The organism is Halanaerobium hydrogeniformans (genome assembly GCF_000166415.1).
In the GTDB taxonomy this organism is placed as follows: Bacteria; Bacillota; Halanaerobiia; order Halanaerobiales; family Halanaerobiaceae; genus Halanaerobium; species Halanaerobium hydrogeniformans.
Genome location: NC_014654.1, coordinates 1,053,202 through 1,072,128 on the forward strand (window position 1 = coordinate 1,053,202; position 18,927 = coordinate 1,072,128).

19 protein-coding genes are annotated in these 18,927 nt (G+C 33.5%); all 19 read left to right on the top strand.

The features are described from left to right. Nucleotides 1–263 precede the first annotated feature (263 nt). A complete protein-coding gene (locus HALSA_RS04665; RefSeq protein ID WP_013405455.1) occupies nucleotides 264–1,250 on the top strand; it encodes a thiamine pyrophosphate-dependent dehydrogenase E1 component subunit alpha in 987 nt (328 codons plus the stop codon). Further along, the gene (locus tag HALSA_RS04670; protein WP_013405456.1) at nucleotides 1,250–2,224 is read left to right on the top strand and encodes an alpha-ketoacid dehydrogenase subunit beta; all 975 of its coding nucleotides are present in this window, start codon (nucleotides 1,250–1,252) and stop codon (nucleotides 2,222–2,224) included. The genes HALSA_RS04665 and HALSA_RS04670 overlap by 1 nt, the downstream gene beginning before the upstream one ends. Nucleotide 2,225: 1 nt before the next feature. After that, a complete protein-coding gene (locus HALSA_RS04675) occupies nucleotides 2,226–3,242 on the top strand; it encodes an ATP-NAD kinase family protein (RefSeq protein WP_013405457.1) in 1,017 nt (338 codons plus the stop codon). Next, on the top strand, nucleotides 3,243–3,953 hold the full coding sequence (locus tag HALSA_RS04680) for a class I SAM-dependent methyltransferase (RefSeq protein ID WP_013405458.1): 711 nt from the start codon (nucleotides 3,243–3,245) through the stop codon (nucleotides 3,951–3,953). It begins immediately after the preceding gene. Then, on the top strand, nucleotides 3,953–5,149 hold the full coding sequence (locus HALSA_RS04685) for a dihydrolipoamide acetyltransferase family protein (RefSeq protein WP_013405459.1): 1,197 nt from the start codon (nucleotides 3,953–3,955) through the stop codon (nucleotides 5,147–5,149). Before HALSA_RS04680 ends, HALSA_RS04685 begins: the two co-directional genes overlap by 1 nt. A 66-nt stretch (nucleotides 5,150–5,215) precedes the next feature. Continuing rightward, nucleotides 5,216–6,217, top strand: coding sequence for a VOC family protein (locus tag HALSA_RS12865; RefSeq protein WP_013405460.1), 1,002 nt, complete (start codon nucleotides 5,216–5,218; stop codon nucleotides 6,215–6,217). 36 nt (nucleotides 6,218–6,253) lie between these two features. Continuing rightward, a complete protein-coding gene (locus HALSA_RS04700) occupies nucleotides 6,254–7,315 on the top strand; it encodes a 2,3-butanediol dehydrogenase (protein WP_041595966.1) in 1,062 nt (353 codons plus the stop codon). 19 nt (nucleotides 7,316–7,334) lie between these two features. Continuing rightward, nucleotides 7,335–8,114, top strand: coding sequence for an SDR family NAD(P)-dependent oxidoreductase (locus HALSA_RS04705; protein WP_013405462.1), 780 nt, complete (start codon nucleotides 7,335–7,337; stop codon nucleotides 8,112–8,114). 144 nt (nucleotides 8,115–8,258) lie between these two features. Beyond that, nucleotides 8,259–8,702 (top strand): GNAT family N-acetyltransferase, encoded by a 444-nt coding sequence (locus HALSA_RS04710; protein ID WP_013405463.1) that lies wholly within the window; start codon nucleotides 8,259–8,261, stop codon nucleotides 8,700–8,702. Between the two features lie 101 nt (nucleotides 8,703–8,803). Continuing rightward, nucleotides 8,804–9,616 (top strand): inositol monophosphatase family protein, encoded by an 813-nt coding sequence (locus tag HALSA_RS04715; protein WP_420795046.1) that lies wholly within the window; start codon nucleotides 8,804–8,806, stop codon nucleotides 9,614–9,616. Between the two features lie 47 nt (nucleotides 9,617–9,663). Beyond that, entirely contained in the window at nucleotides 9,664–10,122 is a 459-nt protein-coding gene (locus HALSA_RS04720; RefSeq protein ID WP_013405465.1) for a hypothetical protein, read from the top strand. A gap of 149 nt (nucleotides 10,123–10,271) precedes the next feature. Further along, nucleotides 10,272–10,850 carry a class I SAM-dependent methyltransferase gene (locus HALSA_RS04725; RefSeq protein WP_013405466.1) on the top strand — a complete coding sequence of 193 codons (579 nt, stop codon included), beginning with the start codon at nucleotides 10,272–10,274 and terminating at the stop codon, nucleotides 10,848–10,850. Between the two features lie 107 nt (nucleotides 10,851–10,957). After that, nucleotides 10,958–12,148: an MFS transporter gene (locus tag HALSA_RS04730; protein ID WP_013405467.1), complete on the top strand. Its 1,191-nt coding sequence runs from the start codon at nucleotides 10,958–10,960 to the stop codon at nucleotides 12,146–12,148. Nucleotides 12,149–12,311: 163 nt separating this feature from the next. Beyond that, nucleotides 12,312–13,199 (top strand): bifunctional metallophosphatase/5'-nucleotidase, encoded by an 888-nt coding sequence (locus HALSA_RS04735; RefSeq protein WP_013405468.1) that lies wholly within the window; start codon nucleotides 12,312–12,314, stop codon nucleotides 13,197–13,199. A 64-nt stretch (nucleotides 13,200–13,263) separates the two neighbouring features. Next, nucleotides 13,264–13,929 (top strand): bifunctional metallophosphatase/5'-nucleotidase, encoded by a 666-nt coding sequence (locus HALSA_RS04740; RefSeq protein ID WP_013405469.1) that lies wholly within the window; start codon nucleotides 13,264–13,266, stop codon nucleotides 13,927–13,929. 193 nt (nucleotides 13,930–14,122) lie between these two features. After that, complete coding sequence (locus HALSA_RS04745) at nucleotides 14,123–15,721, top strand: sigma-54 interaction domain-containing protein (RefSeq protein WP_013405470.1); 1,599 nt, start codon at nucleotides 14,123–14,125, stop codon at nucleotides 15,719–15,721. Further along, nucleotides 15,718–17,007: a HisA/HisF-related TIM barrel protein gene (locus tag HALSA_RS04750; RefSeq protein WP_238524781.1), complete on the top strand. Its 1,290-nt coding sequence runs from the start codon at nucleotides 15,718–15,720 to the stop codon at nucleotides 17,005–17,007. The genes HALSA_RS04745 and HALSA_RS04750 overlap by 4 nt, the downstream gene beginning before the upstream one ends. Next, nucleotides 16,986–18,383 carry a DUF4346 domain-containing protein gene (locus tag HALSA_RS04755; protein WP_013405472.1) on the top strand — a complete coding sequence of 466 codons (1,398 nt, stop codon included), beginning with the start codon at nucleotides 16,986–16,988 and terminating at the stop codon, nucleotides 18,381–18,383. The genes HALSA_RS04750 and HALSA_RS04755 overlap by 22 nt, the downstream gene beginning before the upstream one ends. Next, nucleotides 18,373–18,924 (top strand): DUF447 domain-containing protein, encoded by a 552-nt coding sequence (locus HALSA_RS04760; RefSeq protein WP_013405473.1) that lies wholly within the window; start codon nucleotides 18,373–18,375, stop codon nucleotides 18,922–18,924. The genes HALSA_RS04755 and HALSA_RS04760 overlap by 11 nt, the downstream gene beginning before the upstream one ends. The last annotated feature ends 3 nt before the right edge of the window (nucleotides 18,925–18,927 follow it).

Consider the following 18,927-nt stretch of genomic DNA (forward strand, 5'->3'; position numbering starts at 1 on the left):
TAAAACATAAATTAATTAATTCACAAATAAAATACTTTTTAGATTTATATATAATAAAAAAATAACAGAACAAAAAAGCTGACATGACAACAATCTTAGAGCATTTTTAAAAAAATATTACAAATTATAATATTTTGGTATGATTAATGCATCTTAAATAGTGTGAAAGTTTAAAATTTTATTATTTTCTTGTAATAATTAATTATTAAGGAGGTGAGACTTACTTTAGTTCATTGAATTAACTTATAAAGGGAGGGGTCAAATTGAAGGAAAGTAAAGAAGAATTGGTTGAATTGTTAGAGAAAATGTTAGTAATCCGTGAATTTGAGACCAAGGTACAGAAACATTTTGCAGAAGGTGAAATTCCAGGTTTCGTGCATCTTTATTTAGGTGAAGAAGCAGTTGCGGTTGGTGCCTGTAGTGCTCTTAAAGAAGATGATTTTATAACCAGTACTCACCGTGGACATGGTCACCTGTTAGCTAGAGGTGGAGATATTAAGAAAATGATGGCTGAGATTTTTGGTAAAGCCACCGGTTATAATAAAGGTAAGGGTGGCTCAATGCACATTGCAGATGTTAGTCTTGGTATTCTTGGAGCAAATGGTATTGTTGGTGCAGGTTTGCCAATAGCTGCCGGTTCCGGAATAAGTGCTCAAATATTAAATAAAGATTCTGTTACTATCTGTTTCTTTGGTGATGGAGCCTCAAATAGGGGTACATTCCATGAAGCAATTAATATGGCTTCTGTATGGAATTTACCTGTAGTTTTTGTTTGTGAAAATAATCTATACGGAATTTCAATGCCTCAATATACCAATGATAAAAGAAAAGGACAAAACATTCAGGATGTATCAGATCGGGCAGTAGCATATGGTATTTCTGGTGTAACAGTTGACGGTAATGATGTTATGGCCGTTAATGAAGCTGTTGTAGAAGCAGTTAAAAAAGCTAGAGCTGGAGGCGGACCAAGCTTAATCGAATGTAAAACTTATCGTCACCGCGGACACTTCGAAGGAGACCCAACTGTTTATAGATCAGATGAGGAAGTAAAACGCTGGAAAGAAAAAGATCCTATTGATAGATTTGTTAAAGTTCTTAAAGACCAGGAAGTTCTCGATGATGACGGCTATAAAAAACTTCGACAAGAAGTTAAGGGCAGAATAGAAGAAGCACTCCAGTTTGCCCAGGAAAGCCCTGAGCCAGATCCATCAGAAGTTACAACAGATGTTTATTATGGGGGTGCTGAATAATGAAAAAATTAAGTTATGCTGAAGCTTTAAGAGAAGCAATGGCAGAAGAAATGGAAAAAGATAGCTCAGTATTTATAATGGGTGAAGATGTAGGTATATTTGGGGGCTGTTTTGGTGTTACAGGTGATCTTGTAGAAAGATTTGGTGAAGATAGAGTTAGAGATACACCTATTACCGAAACCGCGATTATCGGTGGTGCAGTTGGGGCAGCAATGACTGGAAGTCGCCCTATTGCAGAAATAATGTTTGCAGGCTTTTTGGGGGTATCAATGGATGAGATTTTCAATCAGGCTGCCAAAATGTGTTATATGACAGGTGGTCAGGCTAAAGTACCAATGGTCTTAAGAGCACCTAATGGAGCAGGTATTGGAGCAGCAGCCCAACACTCCGAAAGAACAGAAGCCTGGTTTACTCATATTCCAGGTCTTAAAGTAGTTTATCCTTCTAATGCAGCAGATGCAAAAGGGCTCTTAAAAACAGCGATTCGTGATGATAATCCGGTCATGTTTTTTGAGCACAAAATATTATATAATCATGTTGGAGATGTACCAGAAGATGAAGATTATGTAATACCTTTTGGAGTTGCTAAAATTAAAAGAGAAGGTAGTGACTTAACCATAATTGCTACAGGTATAGAAGTTAGTCATTCTCTGGAAGCTGCAGAAAAATTAGCAGAAGAAGGAATAAGTGTAGAAGTAATTGACCCAAGAACATTAGTTCCACTTGATAAAGAAACTATTTTAAAATCAGTTGAGAAAACTGGTAAATTATTAATAGTTTCTGAAGAAACTAAAAGAGGTTCATTTGCTTCAGAAATTTCTGCAGTAGTTGCAGAAGAAGGCCTGTTCTATCTAGAGCAGCCAATTAAAAGAGTCTGTGCACCAGATGCACCAGTTCCATTCAGTAGTGTACTAGAGCAAGCCTATCTACCAAATCCAGATGACATTGTTGCTGCAGTAAAAGAGATGTTGTAATGTGACTGAAAATATTAATTCAGTTGGAATCATTGCTAATCCAGCCTCCGGAAGAGATATCCGGAGGTTGGTAGCACATGGTTCTGTCTTTGATAATGTTGAAAAAGTCAATATTGTAAGGCGTATACTGCTGGCTTTAAATAATCTTGATCTGGATAAAGTATATATAATGCCTGATTCATTTGGAATAGGTAATTCTGCTTTAAATGGACTCTGGGGTGAGGAAAAGAAAAACTTCAAGCTTGATGTAGAAATTATGGATATGATCATAAATGGTTCAGCAGAAGATTCTTTTAATGCTGCCTGTTTGATGGAAGAAAACGGGGTAGATGTAATCATCGTCTTAGGTGGAGATGGTACAAATAGGGTTGTTGTAAAAGCTCTAAAAAATACAGCAGTACTTTCGCTATCAACAGGAACAAATAATGTTTTTCCAATTATGGCCGAAAGTACGATGTTGGGGCTTGCAGCAGGTTTATATACTAAATTTACTCCTGAAGAAAGAGAAAAAGTAACCAAGCCAATAAAGTGTATCTATATCATTATAGATGGAGAAATAGTCGATATAGCATTAATAGATGCAGTAGTGGTTAATGAATCATATATAGGAAGTAAAGCACTCTGGCATGTAGAATTATTAGAAGAAATACTTGTTACCAGAAGCACTTCCTATGATATTGGGATGGTTTCAATTGCCGGTCGTTTAACAGATGTTGGAGTACTTGATAATGGTGGAGCTTTTATTAGAATAGGTGATTCAGAACATAAGGTTAAAGCTGCAATTGCTCCAGGTGTTATCAAAACTATTCCAATTAAAGATTGGAGGAGAATAAAACAGGAAGAAGTTATTGAGCTTCCCAAGAAAAAAAGAATAATTGCTCTGGATGGGGAAAGAGAAGTAGTTGTAAAAAAAGATCAAAATTTAAAAATGCAGTTGACTTATGCTCCTGCCAGATTTTTAGATTATAAAGCAGCTTTAGAACTGGCTGACAGCAAAAAAATGCTGGAGGTGAAGTAATTGGATCTAGATCAATTGGCAGAAAAATATGCGGATTGGTATAAAACTGCCAGAGGAAGTTATGTTGGCGAAAATGAATATCAGTGTCTTGCCAGACACATTGGTGATTGTTCTGGAAAAAAAATTATTGAAGTTGGCTGTGGTACTGGCTTTTTTTTAAGGAAATTTGCAGTTGATGCAGAAGAAACCGTAGGTTTAGATATAACAGAAGGTATGTTAACTGCGGGCAGAAAAATTGCCAGAGAAAAAGGTATAGATATCAATTTTATTCAGGGAGATGTAACCGAAAATATTCCTTTTGCAGATAATTATTTTGATATAGTCTATTCTAATTCAATGATAGAATTTTTTGAAGCCGGAGAGGAATTAGAAGCTGTATTAAAAGAAATGTGGAGGGTTCTTAAACCAGGTGGTAGATATGTAATTGGTGTTCTAAATTCAAAAAGCACCTGGGCATATAAAAGAATTGCAGAAACTATAGAAAAAGATAGTATTTTTTCTGAAGCTACTTTTTACAGTTGGGAAGAACTAAAAGCTATTTTAGGAAAATTTGGTCAGGTAAAAATTGAATCAACACTTTTTGTTCCACCATATTTTAAAGCTAAAGAGGACTTTGATTGGTTTAAAGATTTAGAAGCTGAATTTAAAGCACGTTATCCTAAAAGGGGAGCACTGTTAGTTGCAAGTGTTGTAAAAGAGGAGGGAAATTGATGTCAAATCAATTGTTAATGCCAAAGTTAGGTCTGACAATGGAAGAAGGTACATTGATTGAGTGGTATATAAAAGAAGGGGATTCATTTACAGAAGGGGATTTGATTTATTCTGTTGAAACAGAAAAATTAACCAATGATGTGGAGGCAAATCAAAGTGGTGAGATATTAGAAATATTGGTACAAGAAGGAGAAACAGTTCCTGTTAAAACACCTGTTGCCAATTTAGTTGGTTATGAAGGTGATTCAGCAGCAGAAAGCAAAGAGGAAGCTTCTCAAGAGGAAGCTGAGCCTAAAGAAGATGTTCAAGAAAAAGAGGTTAAAAAAGCAAAAAAAGAAATTTCCTCTGATATGAAGGTCGTTGCTGCTCCAAAAGCGAGAAAGATTGCATCTGATAATGATATAAGTTTAGAAGAAGTTGCAGCAGCATTGGGTAAAAGCAGATTATCAGTTTCTGATGTAGAAGAATATCTTGCAAGTGAACCCGAAGAAGTTGAAGTTGAAGTTAAAAAAGAGAAAAAAACAGCAGCTAAAAAACAATCTTCTTCTATGCGTAAAATAATAGCAGAAAGACTAACAGAAAGCTGGAGAGCACCTCATATTTATCTGCGCAGAGAAATAGATGTAGAAGCTCTAATGTGTTTTAAAGAATCATTAAAAGCAGAAGGTAGAAATGTTTCTTTAAATGATGTTATTACCTATGTTACTGCAAAAGCTATCAGTGACAGTAAAAAGGTAAATACAGTTGGAACTGGAGATGGAGAATTCGAGGTTGCAGAAGATATTAATATTGGCTTAGCTGTGGCTGTTGAAGATGGTCTCTTAGTACCAGTAGTTAAAAACGCAGATCAGTATAGAATTGAAGAACTGGCTGCTAAAAGCAGAGATTTAATTAGTAGAACAAAAGAAAATAAATTAACTCCAGATGAAATGCAGGGTGGAACATTTACAATAACAAATCTAGGCATGTTTGGAGTAGATGAGTTTACAGCTATTTTAAATCCACCCCAATCAGCTATTTTAGCAGTAGGTACAATAAAAGAAAAACTATATATAGACTCATTTAATGAGCTTCAGCAAAAAAGGGTAATTAACTTTACTCTGGGATTAGATCACAGATCAATTGATGGAGCAACTGGAGCTAAATTTATGCAGAAATTTGCCTCATATATTGAAAATCCATATTTATGTTTTTAATCTGCTGAATGGATTGAATTTTTAATTCCAGGGTCAAAATCATATCTTAAACAGGGGTGAAATAGAATGGAAGCTGTATTTAAAGATGTTTTACAGGTGGGTGTAGTTGTGAAAGACCTGGATTCAACGATGAAAACTTATGCAGACAAATACGGTATTGGACCCTGGGTTGTTTATGAATTCAACAAGGATACAGTCGCAGATATGGAAGTTGAAGGAGAAAGACAGGACTACAGGATGAAGTTAGCAGTTGCAGATATTGGAGGAGTACAGTGGGAGCTTATTGAGCCTCTCGATGAGATCAGTGATTATGCTAAGTTTTTAAAAGAACATGGGGAAGGTATTCACCATGTTGCTCTTGATACTGAATCATATGAGAGTGCTTTAAAGTTTTGTGAGGAAAATGATCTGGACCCCCTCCAGTATGGTTACTGGGGAAGTAATTTTCACTATGATTACCGCAAAACTCAAGAAGATCTAAAATGTATAGTTGAACTGTACGGTCCAGAAGAAGATTTTGAGTGGCCTGAGCCTGATGCGGTTTATCCCGAGGGCCCGATGGAAAAAGAAGCTGTATTTAAAGATCTTTTACAGGTAGGTGTAGTTGTTAAAGACCTGGATTCAACGATGAAAACTTATGCAGATAAGTACGGTATTGGACCCTGGGTTGTTTATGAGTTCAACAAGGATACAGTCGTAGATATGGAAATTGAAGGAGAAAGACAGGACTACAGGATGAAGTTAGCAGTTGCTGATATTGGTGGTGTACAGTGGGAGCTTATTGAGCCTCTCGATGAGATCAGTGATTATGCTAAATTTTTAAAAGAACATGGGGAAGGTATTCACCATGTTGCTCTTGATACTGAATCATATGAGAGTGCTCTAGAATTTTGTGAGGAAAATGATCTGGACCCCCTCCAGTATGGTTACTGGGGAAGTAATTTTCACTATGATTACCGTAAAACTCAAGAAGATCTAAAATGTATAGTTGAACTTTATGGACCAGAAGAAGACTTTGAGTGGCCTGAACCTGATGCAGTTTATCCAGAGGAAAAGTCAAAAGTCTAATAATAATATTTAGGGGGAACAAATATGGGCAAAAAAATGAAGGCAGCTCTTTGGTATGGACCTAAAGATATAAGAATAGAAGATGTTGATGTTCCAAAAGTAAAGTCCGGGCAGGTTAAAATTAAAGTAGAATGGTGTGGAATCTGTGGCTCTGACTTACATGAATATATGGTTGGACCAATTTTTATACCTTATAAACAAAAACACCCTTTAACAAAAATGGAAGCTCCGATTATTATGGGCCATGAATTTGCAGGAGAAGTTGTTGAAAAAGCAGATGATGTCTCTAATTTAGAAGTTGGTGATAAAGTAACTTTAGAACCTATAGTTGCCTGTGGTGAATGTCCTAACTGTCAAAAAGGATATTATAATATCTGTGAAAGCTTAGGCTTTCATGGTTTAGCTGGTGGAGGTGGAGGACTGGCAGAATATACAACATTCCCTGCTGAATTTGTCCATAAACTTCCCGATGGAGTAAGCACTAAAGAAGGTGCTTTAATTGAACCAATAGCAGTAGCTGTACACTCTCTAAGAAGAGCAGACTTTTTACAGGGAGAAACAGCTATAGTTACGGGAGCCGGTCCGATTGGTCTTTCAACAATACTCTCATTAAAAGCAGCCGGTGCTCAGCAGGTTATTTCGGTAGAAATTGCAGATGCTCGGAAAAAGTTTGCCCTGGAATTTGGAGCAGACCATGTTTTAGATCCCAATGAAGTTGATGTAATAGAAGAAGTTAATAAATTAACAGATAATAAAGGTGTAGATGTTGGTTTTGAAACGACAGGTGTCCAGGCTGGTTTTGAAACAGCAGTTGCAGCCACAGCCAGGAGAGGTAGAATTGTTGTAACAAGTATCTGGGAAGAAGCTGTAGAATTTAATCTTAATAATCTGGTTTTAACTGAAAAAGAAATAAAAGGTACAATCGCCTATTCAAAAGGTGTTTTCCCGGCAGTTATTTCTTTAATTAAAGATGGTAGAATCAAAGCTTCTAAAATGATAACAGAAGAGATTAAACTAAGTGATTTAGTTGACAAAGGATTTGAGGAGTTAATGGGTCACAAAGATAAACATGTAAAAATCATAGTAAAACCATCTTAAATCAGGGGAGGAATTTATAATGGAACTAAAAGGTAAAGTTGCTCTTGTTACTGGTGGTGGCAGAGGTCTTGGTGAAGGGATTGCTAAAAAACTTGCAGAAGCTGGTTGTGATGTTGCAGTTGCTGATATCGATTTAGATAATGCCAAAAAAGTTGCAGCAGATATCAAAGATATGGGCAGAAAAGCTGTAGCGATTAAAGTTGATGTAACTAAATGGGAACAGGTTAAATCAATGGTCGATAAAACTATTAAAGAACTGGGCAGTCTTGACATTGCAGTTAATAATGCAGGTGTGATTTCTATTAAATCTGTCGAAGACTTAAGTGAAGATGATTGGGATCATGTTCTCGATGTTAATGCAAAGGGAGTTTTCCTCTGTGCAAAAGCTGAAATACCCCATATGAAAAAACAAAACTGGGGAAGGATCATTAACACAGCTTCTATAGCAGGAAAAGCTGGATTCCCTGATTTAGCTCACTACAGTGCTTCAAAATTTGCTGTGGTTGGTTTTACCAATGCTCTGGCCAAAGAATTAGCACCATCTACCAAAATTACTGTAAATGCTATCTGTCCAGGGATAATTGGAACCCAGATGTGGTATGGAGATAAAGGTCTTGCCAACAAATGGAAGGGCGAAAATGAATCTATGGATGAGTCCTGGCAGCGCAATCAAGAAAGTTTAATTCCTCAGGGTGAAGCCCAAACTGCAGAAGATATGGGAGATCTGGCGGTTTATTTTGCAACCGCTCCTCATGTAACCGGTCAGGCAGTAGCAGTTGATGGTGGTATGACTTTATAGTATAATAAAATATGAGTTAAAAATTATTTATTGAACTTAACCTCTTTATTTTGTTCTTATAATAACGGGGTTAAGTTTTTTCTATTTTAAAAAGAAAGTTCAGCTAAAAAAGGATTTACTATAATCAGATAAAGGAGTTATCCGATGAAATTTATTATCAAAGAATTTGATGAGCTTAGTACTTATGAATTATATAAGATTATCCAGGTCAGGATAAATGTTTTTGTGGTAGAACAAAATTGTCCTTATGAAGAATGTGATGATAAAGACTTTGATTCTTATCATTTATATTATGAGGATAATGAAAACATTGCAGCATACTTAAGAATTATAGCAGCCGGCGTTTCCTATCCGGAACCTTCAATCGGAAGAGTTTTAGTTAAAAAAGAATATAGAAGGCAGGGGCTAGCTTCGGAAATGATGAAAAAAGCTATAGAATTTATAAAAGAAAATTTCAAAAGTGAAGCTATAAGAATTTCAGCTCAAAAATATCTGCTGGAATTTTATCAAGATTTAGGTTTTGAAAGAGTTTCTGAAAAATATTTAGAAGATGATATTCCTCATTATGAAATGCTTTGTGAATTTTAAAGTTAACAATTTTTAAAAAAATGTTAAATTATTTTTTATATAAATTGTAATAAATAATTCTATCTGATAAAATTAAATTGCTCTCTTTTAAATACATGGAGGTGGACATTTTGTTAGATTTAAATGAAGCTTCTTTACTGGCAAAAAAATGGGCTTTAGAGGTAGGTCAGATTCAGAGAGAAAAATTTAAACAGAATGATTTCAAAACAAAAACGAAAAGTAGTAGTGCAGATTTAGTGACTGAGGTTGATATTTTAAGTGAAGATATAATTAAAAATAATATAGAGAACAATTATCCTGAGCATAATATTATTGGTGAGGAACAGGGAGAAAGCCAAAAAGAAAGTAATTACACCTGGATTATTGATCCTTTAGATGGTTCGAATAATTATTCAATGGGCTATCCAATTTATGGGATTTCAATTGCACTTCAGCTTAATCAGGAAATAGTAATGGGATTAATATATTTACCTGAACAGGATGAACTGTATTCAGCTGTCAAGGGTAGAGGTGCTTTTAGGGCAGCTGAGCCAATTAAAGTTGCAGATAAAAAAGAATTAGAACAGGCAACAGTTTCCACCGGCTTTCCCTATGATAAAAAAGATTCTGAACTTGATAATCTGCTGCCCTTTATGAAAATTGTGAAAAATTCCAGGGGAGTACGCCGTTCTGGTAGTGCAGCTTTTGATCTTATCTCAGTGGCCTGTGGTAGAACAGATCTATTTTGGGAGTTTAAATTAGCAGAATGGGATATTGCAGCTGCAAAAATAATAATTAAAGAAGCCGGTGGGACGTTGTTTGAAGCTCAGGTTGCTGATGCTCCTTTAATCATAGTGGGTAACAGTTATCTGGTTAAAATTGTTAAGAATATTATATCTGAAATATACACCTTAGAAAAAGAAAAATTTCTTTAATTTATCTAAAATTGAATATTTAAAATAAACTCTTCGGGGAGGTATTTATGCAATTTTTTAATCAACAAACAATGACTTTATTAGTCCCTGTTCTCTTAGTTGTCCTATATTTTACTATTAAGAATCATTTAAATAAGATAAAAAGTAAAAGGGCAGAAGAACTATTTACAAATTATCACAAAGATCGGATACTATATTTTTCAAAAGAAGTTGATTATCTGGGTAGAGAATCAATTGGAAAGCGCAATATAGTAAAAAATGGTTCATTATTACTAACTCCTGATGAATTACATTTTTTAAGGTGGGGTCCAAAAGAAGAACTTATAATTCCTTTAGAAAATATTAAAAAAGTTGAAGAAGTCAATTCGTTTTTAGGGGTAAATAAAAACAAAGCAATATTAAAAATAGAATTTAATGATCAAAATGGAGAGCTAGATTCTGCAGCCTGGAGCATTGATAATATGCATGCCTGGATGGAAAGCTTAAAAAATCATACAAGTAATTAAAATTTTATTTTATATTCAGAAGAAACCGCTCTATCATAAAGATGGAGCGGTTTCTTGCTTAAATATTAGATGTTTGTTTTTTACTTAAAAATAATTTTAAATAATGTATAATAAATAGAGTAAGTTAATATAAAGAAGGAGTGTTTAAAATGGCTAAACATAGATTTGACCCCACAAAAAAAGATAAATTATTTAATAATGACAGAAAAGATAGGCTAAAACCAATGCAGCTATTAAAGAATCATGGTTTAAAAGAAGGGGATAAGATTGCAGATATCGGAGCTGGTAATGGCTTTTTCGCTATACCAGCTGCTCAAATAGTTAAAAGTAAGGGTAGAGTATTTGCGGTTGATGTTGAGGAAATCATGCTTAGAGATTTAAAGATAAATGCTAAAAAAGCTGATGTTGATAAGACAATAGAATTTATAAAAAGTGATGAATATAAGGCTGACTTAAATGAAAAGGTGGATTTTATGCTCTTTTCCTATTTGATTCACGAGATTGATGATAAGGAGTTATTTTTAGATAATTATTTAAGTTTTTTAAAAAGCAATTCTAAAGTACTGATAGTTGAGTGGACTAAAAATGATTCAGAAGCTGGTCCACCCAAGGAACATAGAATAAGTAGAGATGAACTTAAAAAAATATTAGAAAAAAAACAAATAAAAAATATTAAAGTAGAAGATATTGATGAAAAGAATTATTTAATTAGTGGGATTAAAAGCTAAATTATTAAAATAATTCAATATAGTTTCTAGGTGCAGCATCCTTATTTATTGGCTGGGGCTGCACCTTAGCTTGTTATAAATAAATATTTTGGGAGTTGGGTTCTTAAATGAATAAAGCAGACAGTTATAATAATAAAAGAAGATTAATGATTTTAGCATTCACAATAATGCTTACAATTGGAGTAGTAAATAATTTAAGAGGTCAGATTGGTCCCTTAATTATTGATGATTTTGCTCTTAATTACAGCCAGCTTGGCTTTTTATTCTCATTTTTATCTATTGGGCCGATTATAGTATTTTTCTTTAGTGGAAAACTAATAGAAAAATTTGGTCTGATAAAAGTTTTAGTTTATGGTTTGATCCACACTGCAATATCACTTTTTGCGGTACATATTTCACCAGGTTATTATTTTTTACTTATTTCTTTCTTTTTTGTTAGCCTGGGACTAACCCTGTTAAACATAGTTTCTGTTACAATAATTTCGCTTGGTTATTCTAATCAAAGAGGCAAAATGATAAATCTACTTCATTTATTTTATGGTTTAGGAGGAATTATTGCTCCTTATTTTGTAACTTTATTAATTAGATTTGGTTTCGGTTGGTCACACAGCTTTTTATTTTCAATAATATTTATTATTATAGTATTTTTTGAATTCAAAAACTCTAAATTGCCAGAAACAAGGGCTTCAAAAAGTGATTCTGTGCTTAAAACAGCAGAATTACTTAAAAATAAGGTGGTTATCTTATTTTGTATTGTTGTCTTTATTCAGGTAGGGGTAGAAATCTCTATAGTGACCTGGCTGGCCCCGTATTTAAAAGATGTACAGGGCAGATCAGAATTGGTTATTAGTTTTTTTCTATCTTTATTTTTTATAACTTTTACTGTTGGAAGACTTTTGGCCAGCTTGATTGTAGAAAAAATTGGTTATTATAACTTTTTACTCTATACCCAGGTTTTAACGGCTTTATCAATCCTCTTAGCACTGATTTTTGGCAGTCCCTTGACTTTTCTTTTATCTGTTTCTGGAATTTTTATTGCAGTACAGGTTCCTACAAGTCAGGCGGCTATTTTAGACAACTTTGGAGCCAGCGGAATTAAAGTTGTAGGTTTTGCCCAAACAGCTGGAACTATTGGAGCAGCTGTTTTATCAAACTGGGTGGTAGGTTTTATAAATGATATTTTGAGTATCAACGCTGGTTTTATCTTTTTAATCATACTTCTAATAATTCTATTTATTATTACAATCTATTTAAAAAAATTAACTTTAAATAGTCCAATGTTTGCTCAAGATAATTAAAAAATTTGTAATTTATAGAGGAATATTCTAAATTATCGTGAATTTTAGCTATAGTATGAAATAAATAATGATTTCAGTGCTTTAAAATTAAATTGAGTTTTAATTTAAAGAGGGAGGTAAAAATGCTGTTTAAAAAAAGTTTTTTCTTACAGGTATTTTATTGGTGATATTATTCTTACTTACAAGTACTTTAATTATTGCCCAGGATAATAAATTAATAGTTTTACACACCAATGATATTCATGGCCGGATTGCTGTTGATGATGATTTGATGGGAATGCCGTATCTTTCTTCAGTGTTTAAAGACTATCAGTCTAATTATGATAATTTATTAATTCTAGATGCTGGTGATACACTTCATGGTAGACCTATTACAGATCAGCTCGAAGGAGAGAGTGCAGTAAAACTTATGAATGAGGCGGGGTATACTGCTATGGCTCCTGGCAACCATGACTTTAATTATGGTTACCAGAGGCTCTTGGAATTAGAAGAGATGATGGAATTTGATCTTATAGCTGCAAATGTATTTAAAGAAGGAGAGCTTTTATTTAATCCTTATATAATAAGAGAATTTGCAGGTTTCAGAGTTGCTATTTTCGGTCTTGCGACCTCTGACACCTACAGCACTACTCACCCAGATAATGTAAGGGGCATAGATTTTGAAAATACTGTAGAAACTTCACAAAAATACTTAGATATTTTAAAAAATGAGGAAAATGCTGATTTTGTTATAGCCTTAACTCACGTCGGTTTAAGGGGAACCACCGAGATTGCTGAATCAGTTTCTGGGATAGATTTAATAGTAGATGGTCACAGTCATGATCTCTTACCATCAGGGAAAATGGTTGGAGAGACAATGATCGTCCAGGCCAATGAATACAGCAAATATTTAGGGAGAGTGGAAATCACTTTAAATGATGATAGAAAAGAAATAGAGGCTGCAGTAATTTCTGCTTCAGAGGTAAAAGAAAATTATCAACCTGACCCAGAAATCGAAGCTTTATTAGATCACTTTAGTGAAGAGCTAACTGCAATAATGCTTGGTCTTTAGATTAACCCGTCTTTAAGGATTTAATAGATCCTTAAATATAAAAAACAATGGAGGGGATTAACCAATGAAAAGAAAATTATTAACTATTGCTGTGTTGACTGTATTTGCTTTATCATTTTTTAGTTTATCATTATTTGCTCAGGGATTAGATACTGTAATTGGCGAAACAGGGATCAGCCTTAATGGGGAAAGACAGCATGTAAGAACCCAAGAAACAAATCTGGGTAATCTTATAAATGATATTTTAAGAGAAAATACAAAAGCAGACATAGCCCTTTATAATGGAGGAGGTATCAGAGATTCTGCAGACTTAGGAGAAATAACTCTTGAGGATGCTATGGCAATTCTGGCCTTTAATAATGAAGTAGTTACTTTACTTATGTCAGGTCAACAAATCTGGGATACTTTAGAACATGGACTCCATGAATATCCTGAAGTAGCAGGTAGTTTTTTACAGGTTAGTGGACTCAGATTTTATTTTGATCCAGCTGAAGATCCTTATAACAGGGTAGAAAAAATTCTGGTTGCTGGAGAAGAAATAAATCTTAGACGTCACTATGTTGTTGCCACCAACGAGTTTTTAGCAGCTGGTGGAGATGATTATCAAGTTATGGGAGAAGCAGAACAGCTTAAATTATTTGAGAATACAGACCAGCAGATGTTTATCCAATATATACAGGAAAACTCCCCGCTTTTCCCATCAGTAGAGGGCAGAATAGTTATTCAATGAGATTAAGTAAAAGCTTAAAATTAAACAATTCAATATAACAAAAATAAAGGCATTACTTAAGCATTAAAGCAACTGAACTAATACAGCTTAGGTGGTGTCTTTTTATCTTTAAAGCTAGATTAATATTCAGGCAGGATTAAAATATTGTTTGTAGAAATATATATGTAGTATAGTAAAAAAAGGGGAGTTTTTTATGAATAATCAAAATTCCGATTTTAATGCTCTTCTGACTAATATAAAAAGAAATTATACTCCAACTAGAAAAACTATTCAAAAATCATGGGCAAGAAGTGGTAATTATGGAATTAAAACAGATCAATTTTCAAGTGATATAATCCTAAATAAAAGTGAAATAAGGGAAAGAATTAAGAAAAACAAAAACTTTGTTGAAAATTTTGACCTCTTATTTTCAGAATTTAGAGAATTAATCACAGAGCTTGCTGCTGCTTTTTTTGTTACCGATAAAGAAGGCTATATTCTTTCTTCAAAAAATTATCTGGACAATTATCTAAAATTGTCTGCCGGAGAAAATTATAGTGAATTTTATCAGGGGACAAGTGCGGTTGGTTTAACTTTATTTTCTAAAAAAGATTCTTATGTAAAAGATAAGGAACACTACAAAAAATTCTTGATAGATTATAATTCAGCTGCCTATCCTCTTTTAGATAAAGCAGGAATATTGACGGGGACAATTGCTGTTTTTTTTAGCAAAAATATCGATATATACTATATGCGTTTACTTATAAAATTATTTGCTTTTGCTTTAACAGATAAGATTCCTGTTAAAGATTTAGTAGAAGAAGAATCAGATAAGAATAATCCCAAAACCGGCTCAAAAGCTCGTTATTTTTTCGAGGATATAATTACCAATTCTAAAAAGATGAAAAAAGCCAAAGAAGTTGCAAAAATTGCGGCTAGAAATGATTCAACTGTAATGTTAATAGGTGAGAGTGGAACAGGTAAAGAGATGTTTGCTCAGGCTATTCATAATTATAATCACCGCAAAAACAGTCCCTTTGTTGCAATAAATGTGGGTGCGGTGCCGAAAGATTTAGTAGAAAGTGAGTTTTTCGGTTATGAAGAAGGAGCATTTACAGGGGCCAGAAGAGGTGGCCGGCCTGGCAAATTTGAATTAGCAAATGGAGGCACAATTTTTTTAGATGAAATAGGAGAAATGACCCTCTCAGCTCAGCAAAATTTATTAAGGGTTATTCAGGAGCGCGAGGTAACAAGGATTGGTGGAAACCATGCTATAAATATTGATGTTAGAATTATCACAGCAACTAAGAAAAAACTCATGGATGAAGTTAAAAAAGGAAACTTTAGAGAAGATCTTTATTACCGGCTTAATGTAATCAGAATTCCACTGCCGAATTTAAAAGAACGCAAAGATGATGTAATTTTATTGGTTAAAAACTTTATTAAAAAACACTGCCAGAAATTTGGAATACCAAATAAAGAGATTTCTGATGAGAGCAAAAAGTATTTTATAAATTATGATTGGCCGGGTAATGTTAGGGAATTAGAAAATGTAATAGAAGGTATAATAACTTTTGCAATGGATGACAAAGTTATTCAAACAAAGCATCTACCCAGAGAAATCAAAGAAAATAAAAGCTTAGATACTGATTCCGGGCAGATATTAACAATAGAAGCAGCAGAAAAAGAAGCAATAAAAAATGCTCTAAAAGTAGCAGCTAATAATGTCTCTGAAGCTGCTGAAATATTGGGTGTTACCAGAGCAACACTATATAATAAATTGAAAAAATATAATATAAACTACAGGGAGTGATCTATTTGGAGGCAGTAGCAGTATTAGATATTAAACATGGAATTGTGGTCCAGGGTAGGGCTGGTGATCGAGAAAATTATCAGCCGATAGAAAGCAGGTTAATTGCTGCTGATGATAAAAGTCCTCTGGCAGTTGCGAAAGCATTTTATAATAAATTAGCTATTAAAAAATTGTATATTGCAGATCTAGATGCAATAATGAAAAAAGATGAGGCTAATATTGATGAAATTAAAGCCATTAAAAAAGAACTTCCCCAAGTAGAAATAATGCTCGATGCAGCTTTACTTGATTTTAAAACTGCTCAAAAGTACTTAGATGATTTTTTAGATTATTATATAATTGCCACCGAAAGTTTAAATGATCTTAAATACCTGGCAAAATTTAGTGATTACAGCAAAAAAGTAATTATTAGCATTGATCTAAAAAATGGTGAGTTAATTAATAATCTAGAGCAGTGGCAGGATAAAACTACCCGGCAGATAATTGAAGAAATCAAGGGATATGGCTTTAAAAAATTCATCATCCTTGATATAGCTGCAGTTGGAACAGCTAGAGGTATAGCAGCCTATATTAAGGAACTGAAAAATTTATTTCCAGAACTTGAGTTCATAACCGGTGGAGGGGTAAAAGATTACAGAGATATTAAACCCTTAAAAAAGCAGGGTTTTTCTGGTGTTTTAATTGCAACTGCTTTTCATAATGGTTCTTTAGGCAGAAAAGAAGTAGAATTAATCGAAAATGAGAAAATATTATTTAAAATTGCCTGGTGTATTACTGGAGCTGGCCATCTTTTGGCAGAATCAATAGAGGAAATTGCGAACCTTAAAAATAAATATAATAACTTAGAGATAGATATCTATCTTTCGAAAGCCGGTTTTGAGGTTTTAAAAATTTATAAATTATTTAATAAATTAGAAGAACTTGGCTGTGAGATTCAAAAGGATAGTGCTGCAAGTTCTCCTATAATGGGCAGACTTTATAAGGGTCATTATGATCTGCTGGTTAGTTCTCCCACAACCTCAAATACAGTCGCAAAATTTGTGCATGGTATTTCTGACACCTTAGTTAGTAATTTTCTGGCTCATGCAGGTAAATCAAAGATTCCAATACTTTTGCTGCCAACTGATACAGAGGAGGAACTAGTCTCAGCTGCCCCAAATAAAATGGTAGATGTTTATCCAAGAGAAATTGATATTAAAAATACCGATAGACTTAAAGGAATTGATAAGCTAGAAATTATTTCTGATCTAGAAGAGGTGGAGCAATGGTTGAAAAATTATTTATAACAGGCAAATTAGCTTATCCAGCTCTCAATAATACTTTAAAAAAGCTTGATTTAAAATTTGATTATCAAATAATTGAAATGCCGATTACCGTTGCAGCTTTAATTGACAGTAGTTTTATCTGCAAAAATCTCGAAAAAATAAAAGGTGATGTTTTAAAAAATGCAGAAGATTTAGAGATCATTATTCCAGGCAGATCTCAGGCAGAAGTCAAGAAATTACAAAACTTTTTTCAGAATAAAAATCTCAAATTTTATCAGGGACCAGATGAAATAATGGATCTGCCAGAATTTTTAGGCAAGAAAAAAATCAAGATCAATCTGGAAGAAAAAAGCCGAAAAAATAAAATACTTGCTGAAATCAATGCAGCTGCTCTGATGCCAATTTCCGAAATAGTTAAAAAAGCAGAATATTATAAAAAAAATGGAGCAGATATAATCGACCTGGGCTGTGTAAATGGCAGAGAATTTCCTCATCTAGAAGAATGTATTGCTATTTTAAAAGATAAGGGTTATACACTGAGTATTGATACCTTTAATGCAGAAGAAATAAAAAGAGCAGATAAAGCAGGAATTGATTATTTGCTAAGTATCAACAGCCATAATGTTTCTTTAATAAATGGAGAAAATTCTTTTATACCTGTTGTGATTCCCGACCCTGAAAAAGATTCTTTAAAATCATTATTAGCCAATATAGAAGAAGTAGAAAAAAGAGGCTGTGATAACTATATTGTAGATCCCATTTTAGATCCGGTTAATTTTGGTTTCAGTGATTCACTTTTTAGATATTTAAGCCTGGTTAAAAACAAAAATATTAAACAGCCAATTATGATGGGAGTGGGCAATTTAATAGAATTAAGTGACTGTGATAGTGTAGGCCTTAATTTTATAACCGCAGCCCTGGCTGTAGAGCTTAATATTGACTATCTATTAACCACAGAGGCTTCTTTTAAAACCAAAGGTGCGGTAAAAGAGTTAGATCTGGCCCTGAAAATGATTTCTTATGCTGCTCAAAATAATAGTTTACCCAACAATATTTCTGAGTTATTATTAAATCTAAAAGACAGAAAAGACCTCAATTACAGTTTAGAGGAAATCGAAGAACTGGCAGACTCTGTAAAAGACAAAAATTACAGGATTTTAAATGACGGCCAGAATATAAATATTTTTAATGCAAAAGAGTATTATAGAGGTCAGGATATTAATCAGCTTTTTAAAAAATTATCAGAAGTCAATGAACAGTCTCATGCCTTTTATCTGGGCAAAGAACTGCAAAAAGCTTATACTGCTCTCAAACTCGCCAAAAATTACCGCCAGGAAGATGAGCTTAACTGGGGTTATTTAAATCAAAAATTTAAGGGAGATAAAAATGATAATTGAAACAGTTATGACTAGCCTGGACAGCAAAAACGATTTAAATTTTTCTGCAATTGGGGTTGAGTTTGTTAAAGATAAAGTTATTTTTTACCCCTATAAAAATACAACAACAGCTGAAAACATTTTAGCCACAAAAAAAGGAACTGTAAATATAGTTGATAGAAGCTATTATCTTATCCTGGCAGCTCTCTCAGAGCCTGAATTTGCAGTCGATAAAACCGATCTGGGTAATTATTATTTAAAAGACTGCTGTTATTATTATGAATTTAAACTCTCAGCAATTTCTGATCTGGGTAAAAAATATAAATTAACAGCTAATATAACCGCTCAAAAGAGCAGAAATGATTTTATAGGTTTAAACAGGGCAGAGAATCTTCTTCTTGAAGCAGCAATTATTGCCTCGAGAATTGGAATTACTAAGAAAACAAAAGAATTAAAAAACTACTTAGCTGAAAACAGAGAAATTATCTTTAAAACAGGGGATCAAAAATCAAAAGAAAGCTATCTTTTCCTAAAAAAATATTTACAAATACAGGAGGAATAAATA